General features: G+C 73.0%; 14 protein-coding genes. 9 read left to right on the plus strand and 5 right to left on the minus strand.

Annotation, left to right across the window (positions count from 1 at the left end; all coding sequences use genetic code 11):
* The first annotated feature begins 163 nt into the window (after positions 1-163).
* Complete coding sequence (locus H1A17_RS14195) at positions 164-1,783, plus strand: amino acid permease (RefSeq protein ID WP_309236773.1); 1,620 nt, start codon at positions 164-166, stop codon at positions 1,781-1,783.
* 57 nt (positions 1,784-1,840) lie between these two features.
* Here the strand turns inward: H1A17_RS14195 and H1A17_RS14200 are convergent, their stop codons facing one another.
* The gene (locus tag H1A17_RS14200) at positions 1,841-2,434 is read right to left on the minus strand and encodes a hypothetical protein (protein ID WP_145918402.1); all 594 of its coding nucleotides are present in this window, start codon (positions 2,432-2,434) and stop codon (positions 1,841-1,843) included.
* Positions 2,435-2,973: 539 nt separating this feature from the next.
* Here H1A17_RS14200 and H1A17_RS14205 point away from each other — a divergent pair.
* From H1A17_RS14205 to H1A17_RS14230, 6 genes are all read left to right on the plus strand, one after another.
* Positions 2,974-4,338, plus strand: coding sequence for a glutamine synthetase family protein (locus H1A17_RS14205; protein WP_194822054.1), 1,365 nt, complete (start codon positions 2,974-2,976; stop codon positions 4,336-4,338).
* A gap of 114 nt (positions 4,339-4,452) precedes the next feature.
* Complete coding sequence (locus H1A17_RS14210; protein WP_375372812.1) at positions 4,453-5,799, plus strand: aldehyde dehydrogenase family protein; 1,347 nt, start codon at positions 4,453-4,455, stop codon at positions 5,797-5,799.
* A 5-nt stretch (positions 5,800-5,804) separates the two neighbouring features.
* On the plus strand, positions 5,805-6,572 hold the full coding sequence (locus tag H1A17_RS14215) for a 3-oxoacyl-ACP reductase (protein ID WP_194822056.1): 768 nt from the start codon (positions 5,805-5,807) through the stop codon (positions 6,570-6,572).
* Complete coding sequence (locus tag H1A17_RS14220) at positions 6,569-7,282, plus strand: gamma-glutamyl-gamma-aminobutyrate hydrolase family protein (RefSeq protein ID WP_145918406.1); 714 nt, start codon at positions 6,569-6,571, stop codon at positions 7,280-7,282. Before H1A17_RS14215 ends, H1A17_RS14220 begins: the two co-directional genes overlap by 4 nt.
* A 60-nt stretch (positions 7,283-7,342) precedes the next feature.
* A complete protein-coding gene (locus H1A17_RS14225) occupies positions 7,343-7,894 on the plus strand; it encodes a pyridoxamine 5'-phosphate oxidase family protein (protein WP_145918407.1) in 552 nt (183 codons plus the stop codon).
* A 175-nt stretch (positions 7,895-8,069) separates the two neighbouring features.
* A complete protein-coding gene (locus tag H1A17_RS14230; protein ID WP_194822057.1) occupies positions 8,070-11,750 on the plus strand; it encodes a SpoIIE family protein phosphatase in 3,681 nt (1,226 codons plus the stop codon).
* 22 nt (positions 11,751-11,772) lie between these two features.
* Here the strand turns inward: H1A17_RS14230 and H1A17_RS14235 are convergent, their stop codons facing one another.
* On the minus strand, positions 11,773-12,177 hold the full coding sequence (locus H1A17_RS14235; RefSeq protein ID WP_145918409.1) for an STAS domain-containing protein: 405 nt from the start codon (positions 12,175-12,177) through the stop codon (positions 11,773-11,775).
* On the opposite strand from H1A17_RS14235, the gene map reads away from it, so the two are divergent.
* Positions 12,176-13,033 (plus strand): type I methionyl aminopeptidase, encoded by an 858-nt coding sequence (map, locus tag H1A17_RS14240; protein ID WP_088645554.1) that lies wholly within the window; start codon positions 12,176-12,178, stop codon positions 13,031-13,033. The genes H1A17_RS14235 and map overlap by 2 nt on opposite strands.
* Positions 13,030-13,746, plus strand: coding sequence for a VIT1/CCC1 transporter family protein (locus H1A17_RS14245; RefSeq protein ID WP_145918410.1), 717 nt, complete (start codon positions 13,030-13,032; stop codon positions 13,744-13,746). The genes map and H1A17_RS14245 overlap by 4 nt, the downstream gene beginning before the upstream one ends.
* An 8-nt stretch (positions 13,747-13,754) precedes the next feature.
* Here the strand turns inward: H1A17_RS14245 and H1A17_RS14250 are convergent, their stop codons facing one another.
* From H1A17_RS14250 to H1A17_RS14260, 3 genes are all read right to left on the minus strand, one after another.
* A complete protein-coding gene (locus H1A17_RS14250; RefSeq protein WP_309236774.1) occupies positions 13,755-14,486 on the minus strand; it encodes a nucleotidyltransferase domain-containing protein in 732 nt (243 codons plus the stop codon).
* A complete protein-coding gene (locus tag H1A17_RS14255) occupies positions 14,483-14,962 on the minus strand; it encodes a nitroreductase family deazaflavin-dependent oxidoreductase (RefSeq protein WP_145918411.1) in 480 nt (159 codons plus the stop codon). The genes H1A17_RS14250 and H1A17_RS14255 overlap by 4 nt, the downstream gene beginning before the upstream one ends.
* A 57-nt stretch (positions 14,963-15,019) precedes the next feature.
* Positions 15,020-16,474 (minus strand): FtsX-like permease family protein (locus H1A17_RS14260; RefSeq protein WP_194822058.1); only part of this gene is annotated, 1,455 nt, incomplete at its 5' end.

Consider the following 16,474-nt stretch of genomic DNA (forward strand, 5'->3'; position numbering starts at 1 on the left):
CGTCGGTGCGGGGCCCGGGGCAACCTCATTACCGCCCGGGGTGACGTGACCGTAACGGGTTCGGCACCGGCAACGGATTGACCGTCGTGATCGGCGGGACGAGACTCGGGCGCACCCGGGGATCACCCGGGCAGTTCCGGGTACCACCTCAGGGAGGTGTGCTGTGGCCACAACGCCCCCGCCGACCACCGGGCAACCGCCGACCGCCGGGCAACCGCACGCGCCGGACGACGACGCCCGACGACTCGCCGAACTCGGCTACCAGCAGGAGCTGCACCGGAAGTGGAGCGGCTTCTCCAACTTCGCCATCTCGTTCTCGATCATCTCGATCCTGGCCGGCTGTTTCACCACCTTCGGTCAGGCGTGGAACAACGGCGGGCCGGTCGCCATCTCCTGGGGCTGGCCGCTGATCTCGCTGTTCATCCTGATCATCGGGTTCTGCCTGGCCGAACTGGTCTCGGCGTACCCGACGGCCGGGGGGATCTACTGGTGGGCGGCGAAGATGGGCAAGCCGGTGCACGGCTGGTTCACCGGCTGGCTCAACCTGATCGGCCTGGTCGCGGTCACCGCGTCGGTGGACTACGGCTGCGCCACCTTCCTCAACCTCACCCTGTCGGCGCTGTTCGACGGGTGGGCGGGGACGCTGCGGCAGGCGTTCGTCCTGTTCGTGATCATCCTGGCCCTGCACGGGCTGATCAACATCTTCGGGCACCGGATCATCGACGTACTCCAGAACGTGTCGGTCTGGTGGCACGTGGCCGGCGCCGCCGCCGTGGTGGCCATTCTGCTGCTGGTCCCCGACCGGCACCAGAGTTTCCAGTTCGTGTTCACCGAACGGTTCAACAACTCGGGGTTCGGTGACGGTGACACCGGCGGGTTGACGTTCTGGTTCTACGTGTTGCCGCTGGGATTCCTGCTCACCCAGTACACGATCACCGGATTCGACGCCTGCGCGCACGTGTCCGAGGAGACCCGGGGCGCGTCGCAGGCCGCCGCCAAGGGGTTGTGGCGGTCGATCTTCTATTCGGCGGTGGGCGGTTGGATCCTGCTTTTGGCGTTCCTGTTCGCCGCCACCGACGTGGACGCGATCAATGCGGCCGACGGATTCTCCGGAGCCATCTTCGAATCCGCGCTGACCCCGTTCTTCTTCAAGACGGTCATCATCATCTCCACCATCGGGCAGTTCTTCTGCGGAATGAGCTGCGTGACCTCGATGAGCCGGATGACGTACGCGTTCAGCCGGGACCGGGCGGTGCCGGGCTGGCGGCTGTGGTCGAAGGTCGACCGCAACGGCACCCCGGCCAACGCGATCATCGGGGCGACGCTGGCCGGCCTGGTGCTCACCCTGCCGGCGCTCTACGAGAGCCCGTCCGGCATCCCGGTCGCCTTCTACGCGGTGGTGTCGGTGGCGGTGATCGGCCTCTACCTCTCCTTCGTCATTCCGATCGCGTTGCGGCTGCGCCTGGGCGACCGGTTCGAGCCGGGGCCGTGGACGCTGGGCCGGAAGTACAAACTCCTCGGCTGGATCGCGGTCGTCGAGATCGTGATCATCTCGGTCTACTTCGTGCTGCCGATCGTGCCGGCCGGGGTGCCCGGCGACCCGGAGTTCAGTTGGTCGGCGGTGAACTACGCCCCGCTGGCCGTCGGCGGGGTGCTGCTCGGGGTGGGCATCTGGTGGTACGCCTCGGCCCGCACGTGGTTCACCGGTCCGCGTCGGACTGTCGACGTACCCGGGCCGGCGGCACCGGCGGCGGACGCCGCCCGGGCCGACGTACCGGACTGACCGCGAGCCCCCGGCCGGAGCCCTGCGGGGTTCCGGCCGGGGGTCGTCAGAGGGCCGTCAGAGGGTGACGCTGTTGCTGAAGGTGAGCGGAATGAACGTGGTCGGGCCGCCGTAGGTCCAGGTGATGAAGGCGTCCGCGCCCGTCTTGTATTCGCCGCTCGACCGGGGGTACTCGGTGTCGGCGGTCGTGGTGGTGGTGCTGTAGTTCGTGTAGGTGGCGTAGGTGACCTGGGTGCCGTAGCGGAACAAGGCCACCTCGACCTGGGCCGCGTAGACGGGGTAGGTGCACCGGACCGTGGCGAGGCCCTCCTCACCGCCGCCGTACGGGCCGCCGTAGTAGACGAACGGGGTGCTCGGGGTCAGCGTGCAGGTGACGGTGATGGAACCGACGGTCCCGGTCACCGAGGTCGAGGCGAGGGTGCCATAGGAACCCGCCGACACGCCGGTGGCCCCGGCGGAGAGCGGCGCGAGGCGACCGGCCCTCGTGCCGCCCGTGGCGGACGATCCCGCCGCCGGCTGCGCTGCGTCGGCCCCGGCGGTGCGGGGGGCTGCCTGGGTCGGACCGGCCACCGCGAGCAGCGCGGCGGACACAGCGATCGCCACCAGGGCGGCGAGCGCCCGGGGCTTCCCACTGGGACGTACTCTCGTCATTACGCGTCCTTCGGTTGCGTCGTGATGGAGCAGTTCGGGTATTTGCAGGCCGGCCGGGTGCGACCGAGGGGGCCGAACTTCCGCTCTCCGGTGACCCGTCGACGCATTGCGCGCTGATGCGCAGCCGGTCAGGGGAAAGTGGTCGTGCGATCGGCCGACGGAATGTCGTGTGTCGCACCGGCCGGCTCAAATTCTGGCAAGGGCGCCAACTTCCACGCAAGGTCGCCGTCCGATTACCGATCGGTGCGGTCGGCTATGTGTCCGAACGGATGAGTGGCGTGTCGTGGCGCTTCTTTCCCGCTGCTGGGAAAAGCGTTTCCGTCGTTGTGCGTACGACAATTCCCGTTCATTTGGCATGTCGGAGCCGCGTCCGGTCCCGGGCCGACGGCGGGGCGCCGGCGGACCATGGCGGGCCGGGCCGCCGGGTGCGGGCCGGCCCCGGCCGGACCGCCCGGGGCCGGGGGGTTTGCCGGCCCGCCCGGACGGGGCATTGACGGTGATCCGCTCGGCCGGTAGACCTTGGTGATGGAGGCGCACGGATGAGGAAAGCCCCGCTCACGCTGGAACAGCTCCGGGTCGCCGTCGCCGAGGGCGAGATCGACACGGTGGTGCTCGCCCTGACCGACATGCAGGGCCGCCTCCAGGGCAAACGGTTCCACGCCCCGTTCTTCCTCGACCAGGTGGTCGCCAACGGCAGCGAGGGCTGCAACTACCTGCTCGCCGTGGACGTCGACATGAACACCGTCGACGGGTACGCCATGTCGAGCTGGGAACGCGGCTACGGCGACTTCGCCATGCGTCCCGACCTGTCCACCCTGCGCCGGATGCCGTGGCAGCCGGGCAGCGTGCTGCTCCTGGCCGACCTGGAGTGGCTGGACGGCTCCGGCCCGGTGGTCGCCTCGCCCCGGCAGATCCTGCGCCGGCAGCTCGACCGGCTGGCCGACCACGGGCTGACCGCGTACGCCGGCACCGAGCTGGAGTTCGTCCTCTACCGCGACTCGTACGAGGAGGCGTGGCGGCGCGGCTACCGCGACCTCACCCCGGCGAATCAATACAACGTGGACTACTCGCTGCTGGGCACCGCCCGGGTGGAGCCGCTGCTGCGCCGCATCCGCACCGAGATGGCCGGTGCCGGGTTGACCCCGGAGAGCGCCAAGGGTGAGTGCAACCTCGGCCAGCACGAGATCGCCTTCCGCTACGACGAGGCGGTGGCCTGTGCCGACCACCACGTGATCTACAAGAACGGGGCGAAGGAGATCGCCGCCCAGGAGGGCGTGTCGATCACGTTCATGGCCAAGCCCAACGCCCGGGAGGGCAACTCCTGCCACATCCACTTCTCGCTGCGCGACGTCGACGGCCGCTCGGCGATGCTCGGTGACGGGCCGGCGCAGCTCAGCGTCACCGGGCAGCGGGTGCTGGCCGGGCTGCTCGCCACCATGCGGGAGATGAGCGTGCTGTTCGCCCCGAACATCAACTCCTACAAGCGTTACCAACCCGGCTCGTTCGCGCCGACCGCGCTGCGCTGGGGCACCGACAACCGCACCTGCGCGCTGCGGCTGGTCGGCCACGGGCAGGGGATGCGGGTGGAGAACCGGGTGCCCGGCGCGGACGTCAACCCGTACCTGGCGATCGCCGCCCTGGTCGCCGGGGCGGTACACGGCATCGAACAGGAGCTGGAGCTGGCCGACGAGTGCACCGGCAACGCCTACGACGACCCGGCCGCCGAGCGCGTCCCCGCGACCCTGCGCGACGCCCTGACCCTCTGGCAGAACTCCGAGATCGCCCGCGCCGCCTTCGGCGAAGAGGTGCACGCCCACTACGCCAACCTCGCGAAGGTCGAACTGGCCGCCTTCGACGCCGCCGTCACCGACTGGGAACTCACCCGTGGCTTCGAACGCCTCTGACCCCCACCCCGCTGTCGATCCTGGAGTTGTGGTGGACGATATGTGGCTGGTTGTGGATTTCGCGGGGCACCACAACTCCATGATCGACAGGGAAAGGGGTGGGGTGTGACGCGGGTGGTCGATCCGGCCAGCGGGGATGTGGTGGGGGAGGTGGCGGCCACCGAGCTGGGGGAGGTGGATGCGGCTATCGGGCGGGCGGATGCCGCCTTTGCGTCGTGGCGGGGGGTCGCGCCGGGGGAGCGGGGGCGGATTCTGCGGCGGTTCGCCGGGCTGGTCGACAGCCACCTGGAGGAGTTGGCGCGGCTGGAGGTGCGTAACTCCGGGCACACCATCGGCAACGCGCGGTGGGAGGCGGGCAACGTCCGCGACGTGCTCGACTACTACGCGGGGGCGCCGGAGCGGCTGACCGGGCAGCAGATCCCGGTGCCCGGCGGGTGGGACGTCACCTTCCACGAACCGCTCGGCGTGGTCGGGGTGATCGTCCCGTGGAACTTCCCGATGCCGATCGCCGCCTGGGGTTTCGCCCCGGCGCTGGCGGCCGGCAACACGGTCGTGCTCAAACCCGCCGAGCTGACCCCGCTGACCGCGCTGCGCCTGGCCGAGCTGGGGTTGGCCGCCGGACTGCCGGAGGGCGTGTTCACCGTGCTGCCCGGCCGGGGCGACGTGGTCGGCGAACGGTTCGTCACCCACCCCGCCGTGCGGAAGGTCTGCTTCACCGGCTCGACCGAGGTGGGCACCCGGATCATGGCCGGCTGCGCCGCCCAGGTGAAACGGGTCACCCTGGAGTTGGGCGGCAAGAGCGCCAACCTGGTCTTCGCCGACGCCGACCTGGAGAAGGCGGCGGCCACCGCGCCGTACGCGGTGTTCGACAACGCCGGCCAGGACTGCTGCGCCCGCTCCCGCATCCTGGTCCAGCGCCCCGCGTACGACAGGTTCCTGGAACTGCTCGAACCGGCGGTCCGGGCGCTGCGGGTGGAGGACCCGGCCGCCGAGACCGCCGAGATGGGCCCGCTGATCTCCGCCGCGCACCGGGACCGGGTCGCCGGCTACCTCGACGGCGCGACGGTCGCCTTCACCGGTTCCCGCCCCGACGGCCCCGGCTTCTGGCACGCCCCGACGGTGCTGCTCGCCGACTCCCCGGCCGACCGGCACTGGCGGGAGGAGATCTTCGGGCCGGTCGTCTCAGTGCTTCCCTTCGACGACGAGGCCGACGCGGTCCGGCTCGCCAACGACACCGAGTACGGCCTGTCCGGCTCGATCTGGACCCGGGACGTCGGCCGGGCGCTGCGGCTGGCCCGCGCCGTGGAGGCCGGCAACCTCAGCGTCAACTCGCACTCCTCGGTGCGCTACTGGACCCCGTTCGGTGGGATGAAGCGTTCCGGGCTCGGCCGTGAGCTGGGCCCGGACGCGCTGCACGCCTTCACCGACGTCAAGAACGTCTTCATCAGCACAGAGGAGTGACGCCAGTGCAGGGTCGGCTACAGGACCGGATCGCCGTGGTGACCGGGGCGGGCAGCGGGATCGGGTTGGCCACCGTGCGGCGGTTCGCCGCCGAGGGGGCCCGGGTGGTCTGCGTCGACATCGACGACGAGGCCGGCGGGCGGGCCGCCGAGGAGGTCGGCGGGGAGTACGTGCACACCGACGTCGCCGACGAGGCGGCCGTGCGGGACCTCTTCGACGGGGTGGCGCAGCGGCACGGCCGGGTCGACGTGGCGTTCAACAACGCCGGCATCTCCCCGCCCGACGACGACTCGATCCTCGACACCGGGCTGGACGCCTGGGAGCGGGTGCTGCGGGTCAACACCACGAGCGTCTATCTGTGCTGCAAGTACGTCATTCCGCACATGCGTCGGCAGGGCAAGGGTTCGATCATCAACACCGCCTCGTTCGTGGCGCTGATGGGGGCGGCCACCTCGCAGATCGCGTACACCGCGAGCAAGGGCGGGGTGCTGGCGATGACCCGGGAGCTGGGCGTGCAGTTCGCCCGGGAGGGCATCCGGGTCAACGCGCTCTGCCCCGGCCCGGTCGCCACCCCGCTGCTGCTGGAGCTGTTCGCCGCCGACCCGGAGCGGGCCGCCCGCCGGCTGGTGCACGTGCCGATGGGCCGGTTCGGCGCACCGGAGGAGATCGCCGCCGCGGTGGCGTTCCTGGCCAGCGACGACGCGTCGTTCATGACCGCCGCGCAGTTCGTCGTCGACGGCGGCATCACCGGCGCGTACGTCACCCCGCTGTGAGCCGGTCCGCCGGGCGTCCGGCGCGTCCGCTGATCGGCATCACCGGGTACGTCGAGCCGGCGAGCTGGGCGGTCTGGCGGGACGTGCCGGCGTCGCTGGTGCCGCAGGCGTACGTCCGTTCGGTGACCGCCGCCGGGGGCCGGGCCGTGGTGCTGCCCCCCGACGACCTGGACGCCGACGTGGTCGACGTGCTCGACGGGCTGCTGCTGGCCGGCGGCGCGGACGTCGGCCCGGAGCGCTACGGCCAGCCGGTGGACCCGCGTACCGAGCCCCGGCCCGACCGGGACGCCGGGGAGTCGGCGCTGTTGGCCGCCGCGCTCGCCGTCGACCTGCCGGTGCTCGGGGTGTGCCGGGGCATGCAGTTGCTGGCCGTCGCGCACGGCGGGACGCTGCACCAGCACCTGCCGGACGTGGTGGGCCACGACCGGCACCGTCCCGCCCCGGGGGTGTACGGGGAGCATCCGGTCCGGTTCGCGCCGGGGACCCGGACGGCGACGGTGCTGGCCGGGGTGGACCGGGTCAACTCGTACCACCATCAGGCGGTGGCCGATCCGGGGCGGCTCACGGTCACCGGCTGGGCCGACGACTCGGTGGTGGAGGCGGTGGAGGACCCGGCGCGGCGGTTCCTGCTCGGGGTGCAGTGGCATCCGGAGAACGACGACGACCCGCGCCCGGTGACCGCCCTGGTCCGGGCGGCCCGGGAGTGCTGATGCTTCCTGCCAGGTGGGAAAACTGTCCCGAGATGCGGTCGGTGGCGGCAGGATGACCGCATGGGGACCGTGTATCCGGCGCTGGACGGTCGACTGCGGGAGTTTGTCGAGGCGCAGCCGATGTTCTTCGTGGCCACCGCGCCCAGCGGCGGCGACGGGCACGTCAACGTCTCACCCAAGGGCATGCGGGGCACCTTCGTCGTGCTCGGCCCGCACCGGGTGGCCTGGCTGGATTACCACGGCAGCGGCGCGGAGACGATCGCCCACCTGCGGGACAACGGCCGGATCACGCTGATGTTCTGCGCCTTCGACGGCCCGCCGAAGATCGTCCGGCTGCACGGGCGGGGCGTCGCCACCCCGGTCACCGACCCGGGCTTCGCGGCGCTGCTGGCCGGCTTCCCCGAGCCGCCCGACGTGCACGCCGTGCGGGCGGTGATCGGGGTGACCGTGGAACGGGTCAGTGACTCCTGCGGCTTCGCGGTGCCCCTGATGGACTACCGCGGCGACCGGGACCTGTTGCTCACGTCACACTCCCGGCGGACCGCCGAGGATCTGGTCACCTACCGGGCGACCAAGAACGCGGCCAGCATCGACGGCCTGCCGATCTTCTGAACGCCGGCCCCTCACCGTGCGCTGTCGGGCAGATGACGGCAGGATGAGGCACGGGTTACCAGCGTCCGTCCGAACCCATGCGTTACGTTCCTGATCCGTCGGGGTAGAAGACGGACGCGACCGGCGTGAGCCGAGGCGTTCTGGGGGGCACGACCGGCCGAAGCAGGGGGCGCGGATGAGCTCGGCCCGTGGGGGCGAGGACGGACGAGGGCTGTCCGCGCTGTCGTCCGCCGACCGCGTACTGCCGCCGTGGCTGGCCGGGGCGTTCGCGGCCGGTGGCGAGATGGGTCGCCGGCTGAGCGAACACGACTGGGCGGCCGGCCCGCTCGGCAGCCCCGACACCTGGCCGGCGGCGCTGAGCCACGCCATCGGCATGATGCTCTCCTCGCGGGCCCAGATCGTGATGTTCTGGGGCCCCGACCAGTTGGCCTTCTACAACGACGCCTACCGGCCCACCATCGGCGACAAGCATCCCGTCGCGCTCGGCCGGCCGGCCCGGGAACACTGGGCCGAGACCTGGGACGTGCTCGGCCCCCTGCTCGACGGGGTACGTCGCGGCGGCGAGTCCTACCGGGGTGAGAACCACCCGTTCCTGCTCGACCGGCACGGCTTCGTCGAGCGGGTCTACTTCGACATCTCCTACGATCCGATCCGTGACGACGACGGCAGCGTCAACGGCGTCTTCTGCTTCGTCAACGAGACCACCGGCCGGGTCGTCGGGGAACGCCGGCTGCGGGCCCTGGCCGAACTCGGCTCCCGGCTCGGCGCGGCCGGCAGCATGGCCGAGCTGGGGCAGGCCACGGCGGCGGTGCTCGACGGGCACCGGGCCGACGTCCCGTTCGCCCTGGTCTACCTGACCGACGAGCCCGGCCGGCCGGTGCCGGCCGGGGTCAGCGGCGTCGATCCCGCCCGGGTACCGGCCGAGCTGCCGGCCACGCTGGCCCGGGTCGCCGCCGGCGGGGTCGCCACCGAGATCGAGGTCGCCGAGCTGCTCGGCGCGGTGCCGGGCGACGTCGCCCCCCGGGCCCTGGTGCTGCCGCTCACCGCCACCAGCGAGCCCGCCGGGGCGCTGGTGGTCGGCCGCTCCGCCCGGCTGCCGTTCACCGACGAGTACCGCGACTTCCTGGGCCTGATCGCCGCGCAGGTGTCCCGGGTGGTCGGCCAGCAGCGGGTGTACGAGCAGGAGCGGTCCCGGGCCGCCGAGCTGGCCGCGCTGGACCGCGCCAAGACCAACTTCTTCGCCAACGTCAGCCACGAGTTCCGCACTCCGCTGACCCTCGTCCTCGGTCCGCTGGAGGACATGCTGGCCGACCCGACGCTGCCCGCCGCGCACCTCGACCGGCTGACCGTGATGCACCGCAACGCGCTGCGCCTGCTCAAGCTGGTCAACACGGTGCTCGACTTCTCCCGGCTGGAATCCGGTCGGCTGGCCGCCCACTACCAGCCCACCGACCTCGCCGAATACACCTCCCGGCTGGCCAGCACGTTCCGCTCGGCGACCGAGCGGGCCGGGCTGCGGCTCGTGGTCGACTGCCCGCCGCTGCCCGCGCCGGTCTTCCTGGACCGCGACATGTGGGAAAAGATCGTCTTCAACCTGCTCTCCAACGCGCTCAAGTTCACCTTCGACGGCGAGATCCGGGTCCGGGTGGTCGCGGTCGACGGCACGGCACGGCTGGAGGTGGCCGACACCGGGGTGGGCATCGCCGTAGAGGAGGTCCCGCACGTCTTCGAGCGGTTCCACCGGGTCCCGGGGGTCCGCTCGCGCACCCACGAGGGCACCGGGATCGGCCTGGCCCTCGTCCGCGAGCTGGTGGAGATGCACGGCGGCGCGGTCGCCGCCACCAGCCGGGTCGACCACGGCACCACGGTCACCGTGACCGTCCCGTTCGGCTCCGCGCACCTGCCGCCCGACCGGGTCGCCGGCCCCGGGCCGCTGCCCACCACCGAGTCGTCGCAGGCGTCGCTCTACGTCGCGGAGACCGCCCTGTGGACCGACCGGCCCGACCCGGCCGGGGCCGTCCCGGCACCCGGTGCCCCCGGCCGGGCCGGCCGGATCCTGCTCGCCGACGACAACGCCGACCTGCGCGAACACGTCACCCGGCTGCTCAGCCCCGAGTACGAGGTGGTGGCCGTGCCGGACGGCGCGGTGGCCCTCCAGGAGGCCACCGCAAGCCCGTTCGACCTGGTGCTCACCGACGTGATGATGCCCCGGTTGGACGGCTACGGCCTGGTCACCGCGCTGCGTGCCAACCCGGCCACCCGGCACGTGCCGATCGTGCTGCTCTCCGCGCGGGCCGGTTCCGCCGAGGCGGTCGCCGGCCTCTCCGTGGGCGCCGACGACTACCTCACCAAGCCGTTCTCCGGCACGGAGCTGATCGCCCGGGTCCGGGCCAACGTCGAGCTGGGCCAGTTGCGCGGGCAGATCATCCGGCGGCTGCGGGCGCTCGCCGACGCCGCCGTGGCGGTCAACACCGCGAAGTCGACCGCCGACGTGGTCCGGGTCGCCGCCCGGCACGCCCTGCACCTCGCCGAGGCGGCCCGGGTGTCGGTCACCACGGTCACCGGCGCCCGGCACGAGGTCGACGGCGGCGGCCCCGGCCCCGGCCCCGACCAGCCGTCCCAGGTGCTGCCGCTGACCGGCAGCACCGGTGGGCAGCTCGGTGAGCTGCGCGTCTGGCGTCGGGAGGGCGACGGCACCGAGCACGCCGCCCTCACCCAACTGGCCCGCCTGATCGGCGTACGGCTGGAGAACGCCCAGCTCTACGAGGCCGAACACCGGATCGCCACCACCCTCCAGCACAGCCTGCTGCCGCGTTCGCTGCCCCAGCTCCCCGGCGCGGTGGTGGCCAGCCGCTACCTGCCCGGCAGCGCCGACGTCGAGGTCGGCGGCGACTGGTACGACGTGATCGGCACCGGCGACGACGAGGTGGTGCTCGTCATCGGCGACGTGGTCGGCAAGGGCGTCCAGGCCGCCGCCGCGATGGGCCAGCTCCGCAACGGGCTGCGGGCCTACCTGCTGGAGGGCTACGACCCGGGGCAGGCGTTGACCCGGCTCAACCGGCTGGTCGGCTCGACCGAGCGGCAGTCGTTCGCCACCGTGTTCTGCCTCTCCTTCACTCCGCGCACCGGCCGGCTGCGGTATGCCAGCGCCGGTCATCCGTCCCCCCTGCTGATCCGAGGAGACGACGTGGCGTTCCTGCACGAGCGGGCCCTCGGGCCGCCCATCGGCGCGATCACCGGCACCGACTACCGCACCGTCGAGGGTGGACTCGCCCCCGGCGGTCGGCTGCTGCTCTACACCGACGGGCTGATCGAGGACCGGCAGGCCGGCATCGACGCGGCGCTCGCCCAGCTCCGGGTGGACGCCGGCGCGGGGGCCGGTGGCGCGCACGTCGCCGACCTGGTGGACGCCGTGGTGGAGCGGGTCGACGGGCGTAGCCGGCACGACGACGTCGCGGTGCTGGCGCTGGAGGCCGCCGAGCTGAACCGGTTCGCGTTGCGGCTGCCCGCCGACCCGAACCGGCTCAGCGTGCTGCGCAAGCGGCTGGAGGACTTCCTGGTCGCGCACGGCGTGGGGGAGAACGACCTGTTCGACCTGATCGTCGCCGTGTCCGAGGCCGCCGCCAACGCCATCGAGCACCCGGTCGCGCCGGTGGAGCCGACGATCGGGGTCGAGGTGTCGATCGTCGAGGGCACGGTGGTGGCGACGGTGCGCGACAGCGGCCGGTGGCGGGAGTCGACCGGGGCGGGGTTCCGGGGCCGGGGGCTCGCGCTGATCGAGGCCCTCGGCGAGCTGACGGTACGCCGTACCGACGAGGGGACCGAGGTGTCGCTGCGCCGCCGGCTGGCCGACTGAGCCGGCCCGGCGCGGCCCCGGGTCAGACCGGGCGCAGCCACTCCTGGTCGCCGAGGCCGGAGATCTCCAGCACCCGGCTGACCTGCCGGGACGGGAACACGGTCAGCGTGCCCGGGAACCGCCGGGCGAGCTGGACCACCGCGTGGATGGCGGCGGAGTCGAAGAAGGTGACCGCGCGCAGATCCAGGGTGACCTGCCGGGCCTGCTCACGGAGGGTGGTCTGGACCATGGTGTCGGCGGTGGCCATGTCGACCTCGCCGGTCACCGTGACGCGGACGTGGTCCCCGGTGACCTCCGCGCGCGCGGAGAACACGGGCGGTACGCCCCCTAGATCCACCCAGCCACCATTGCACAGCCCGGTGGTGACGGCAACAACCGCCGGGCCGTGCCGGAGCCGCCCCGCCCCCCGGAGATAGGCTGTCGTCATGACCGTCCGTGCCCCGCTCACCCCCGGCACGCTCTCCCCGTGGCGAGCGGTCCCCGACCACATCGCCCGCCCCGAGTACGTGGGCAGGAAGCAACCCCAGCAGTGGCGCGGCTCGCACGTGCAGACCCCGCAGACCATCGAGAAGATGCGGGTCGCCGGCCGGTTGGCGGCGCAGGCCACCCAGCTCGCGGGCGCGCACTGCAAGCCCGGGGTCACCACCGACGAGATCGACCGGGTGGTGCACGAGTTCCTCGTCGACCACGGCGCCTACCCGTCGACGCTGGGCTACCGGGGCTTCCCCAAGTCCTGCTGCACCAGCATCAACGAGGTCATCTGCCACGGCATCCCCGACTCGACCGTGCTCGCCGACGGTGACATCGTCAACGTCGACGTCACCGCCTACCTCGACGGGGTGCACGGCGACACCGACGCCACCTTCTGCGTGGGCGAGGTCAGCGAGGAGGCCCGGCTGCTCGTCGAGCGCACCCACGAGGCGATGATGCGCGGCATCCGGGCCGTCCGCCCCGGCCGGCAGATCAACGTGATCGGCCGGGTCATCGAGTCGTACGCCAAGCGGTTCGGGTACGGGGTGGTCCGCGACTTCACCGGCCACGGCATCGGCGAGGCGTTCCACAGCGGCCTGTACGTGCCGCACTACGACAGCCCCCGGCCCACCGACATCATGGAACCCGGCATGACCTTCACCGTCGAGCCGATGATCACCCTCGGCACCTACCAGTACGACATGTGGGACGACGGCTGGACGGTCGTCACCAAGGACCGGAAGTGGACGGCCCAGTTCGAGCACACCATCGTCGTCACCGACGACGGCTTCGAGATCCTCACCCTGCCGTGACCGACACCCCGGCGGCGCTGCGGGAGGCGCACCACGCGGACGTGTCCGGCGGCTGGCTGCGGCCCGCCGTCTTCGGCGCGATGGACGGCCTGGTCACCAACATCGCCCTGATCGCCGGGGTCGGCGGCGGTGGGGTGTCGGCGCACAGCATCGTGCTCACCGGCACCGCCGGCCTGGTCGCCGGCGCCATCTCGATGGGGCTGGGCGAGTACACCAGCGTCCGGTCGGCCAACGAGCAGGTCGCCGCCGAGGTGGCCAAGGAACGCCGCGAGCTGGAACGCCACCCCGAGGCCGAGGCCCGGGAGTTGTCCGACGCCTGGGTGGCCCGGGGCCTGCCCCGCGACCTGGCCGACCAGGTCGCCGAGGCGGTACGCCGCAACCCGGAGGAGGCGCTGCGGGTGCACGTCCGGGAGGAGCTGGGTGTCGACCCCGACGAACAGCCCAGCCCCTGGGCGGCGGCGATCTCGTCGTTCCTCTGCTTCTCCGTCGGCGCGCTGATCCCGCTGCTGAGCTACCTGCTCGGCTCCACCAGTCTGGCGCTGGCGCTCGCCGTCGGCGGGGTGGGGCTCTTCGTCGCCGGGGCGGTCGTGGCCCGGTTCACCCACCGCCCGTGGTGGGCCGGCGGACTGCGGCAGCTGCTGCTCGGCGCGGCGGCGGCCGGCGCGACCTACCTCATCGGGATGCTCATCGGGGTGCAGGGCGGCCTCGGCTGACCCCGGGCTCAGCCGGTCAGCAGGTCGTCCACCGTGCCGTCGACCGGACGGCCCCGGGCGGCCAACTCCTCGGCCTGGCCGGTCAGCACCCTGCCCACCTCGGTCATGTCCGCGCCGGCCAACCCGGCACGCCGTACCGCGTCGCCCGGATCACGGAAGTAGGTGCGGCTGAGCAGGCCGCTGACCGTGGCCGCCGCCAGCCTCGCCTCACCCAGCATCACCAGCGCCTGGTCGGTCTCGTACCACTCGGCGAGCCGGGTCGCGCGGGCGTACGCCGCCCAGCCCCGGTACCAGGCGTCCCGGGCGGCGGCGCTGAACTCCGCCGGCCGGGTCCGGGCCAGCCGGCCCAGATGCTCGTCACGCAGGGTACGCAGCCAGCCGGTCGGGTCGTACAGCGCGACGGTGGTGACGTACCGGTCGGCGGTCAGCGGCCAGGCCGGGGTCAGCGTCCGGGCCTGCCGCAGGTAGCCGTCGGCGTCGGCCACGGTCAGCCCGACCAGCACCCCGTCCACCCGCCGGGTCGACGGGGCCGGGCCGCCGCCCGCCCGGTAGGTGACCAGCAGCAGGCCGACCTCGGCGTCCCCGCCACCGTCGTCGTCGCCGTGCGCCAGCGGGCCGTGCACGGCCACCGCCAGGATGTCCGCCGGGAAGCGTCGCCGCGCCGCGTCGGCCGTCCGCCCGGCGACCTGCCAGCGCGGATCGTCCAGGTCCACCCCGGCCGCCGGCTCCGGCACGGTCACGGCAGGTCGGCACCGGTCGGGGCCAGCCGGAAGATGTGGATCTCCCGGCCGCCGGCCCGCCGCACGTACGTCCGGTACGCCGGCCACTCGGTGACCAGCAGCTGCCAGAGCCGTTCCCGCTCGGCCCCGGTCGCCAGGTCGGCGCGGACGGCGAGCCGGCGACCCTTGACGGCGACCTCCGCCTGCGGCCGGGCGAGCAGGTTCAGCACCCAGCCGGGCTGGTGCCGCTGACCCCAGTTGGAGCCGATCACCACGAACCCGTCGCCGTCCGGCACGTACAGCAGGGGGTTGCTGCGCGGCAGGCCGGAACGGTGCCCGGTGGTCGTGATGATCAGCGAGGGGACCAGCCCCAGCGCGACCACCCGGCCCCGGGTGAGCCGCCCGACCATCCGGTCGACGGGGACCAGCAGGCGCATGGTGGCGCCGAACCACTCGTGGTGACCGAGCCGGCGGGTGAGGGTTCCGAGTACGGGCACCCGGCCAGTCTGCCTGGTCGACGCGGTGTCCGCACCCACCGGCTCCCGGCGGGCCGCTCAGTCCAGCCGGCGTTCGACCGCGAGGCGGGACCGGGTGAACAGGCCGGCACCGAGCATCGCCACCAGCGGCACCACCACCAGCACGCCGAGGGTCTGCCAGGGCACCACCACCGGGTACGGCGTCTGGACCGGCCAGTTCTGGGCGTACTGGCGGTTCATCGAGGTCAGGATGATCAGGGCGGAGCCGAGCCCGGCCGCGATGCCGAGCACCGAACCCACCACGGCGATCACCCCCGCCTGGCAGAGCGAGAGCACCCGGCGAACCCGGGGACTGGCCCCCACCGCCGCGAGCGTGGAGAGATCCCGACGGCCCTCCGCCGCGGCGAGCCCGGTGGCCACCCCGGCCGCACCCAGGGTGATCACCCCGGCGCCGGCGGCCAGCAGGAGCAGCACCGGCCGCTGCTCCGAGCGCGGCGGACCCCGCTCGATCTGCGCCGTCACCGGCAGCAACGGCCGCAGCGCGGTGACCACCCGGTCGAGTTGCGCGGTGGTCGGCGCGGACCGGGTGTCGACGGCGAAACCGACCGGCTCCGTCCGCAGGCCGACCCGGGCGGCGGCGGCCGGGGAGAGCACCAGCCGGTCCACCGGCAGCCCGTCGCGCAGCAGGTGACCGGGGAGGGTGACGGTGGTGGCCACCGTCGGGCGGGATTCGTCGACCGACCGGTCGACCCGGAGCGTCACCCGGCCGTCGACCAGGTAGCGGGGGTCGGTCACCACCACGCCACCGGCCCGCAGCACGGCGGTCGCCGCCGCCACCTCGGCCGCCGGCGCACCGCTGAGCACCCCCAGGGCGGCGCCGTCGTCGACCATCGCGGGCAGGTAGAAACCGCTGACGATGCGGACCGGCGGGACACAGCGCGGGTCGGCCAGCGCCGCGCGGCGGACCTCGGACGTCCGGTACGACTCCGCGTCGTACGGGCAGGCCCGGCCGGCGGGCAGCACCGGCGCGACCGTGCAGTAGGCGCTCGGGTGCCGCACCTGCGTGCAGCCGGGCACCGCCACCGGCAGCACGGCGTCGGTACCCAACTCGGCCCGGACCCGCTCGGTGATCAGCGGAAGCGGGGGCAGCGGGCCGGTGGAGTCCCGGTCGCCGCGCAACAGCAGCACCCGCCCCGGCGGCATCCCCGGCTGCCACTCGGCCTGGTTACGGGCGTCGTCGCTGGCCACGTAGACGCCCAGGGCGACGCTACCGGCGACGGCGGCCATCACCGCGGAGATGGCCGGGGCGGCCGACGAGCGGTTGCGGCTGGCGTCGCGCAGCGCGATCCGGGGCGCGGGCGGCAGCAGCCGGCCGAGCCGGGCCAGCAGCCCGATCAGCGTGGGCGTGCAGAAGACCAGGCCCAGCTCACCCAGGATCAGCCCGGTGAGGATCACCGGGGTGTCGCCGCGGCCGGCGCCCAGCGCGGCGGCCCCGCTGCCCAGCACGGTCAGCGCCACCCCGATGAGCAGCCA

Source organism: Micromonospora sp. S-DT3-3-22 (genome assembly GCF_015354745.1).
In the GTDB taxonomy this organism is placed as follows: Bacteria; Actinomycetota; Actinomycetes; order Mycobacteriales; family Micromonosporaceae; genus Micromonospora; species Micromonospora wenchangensis.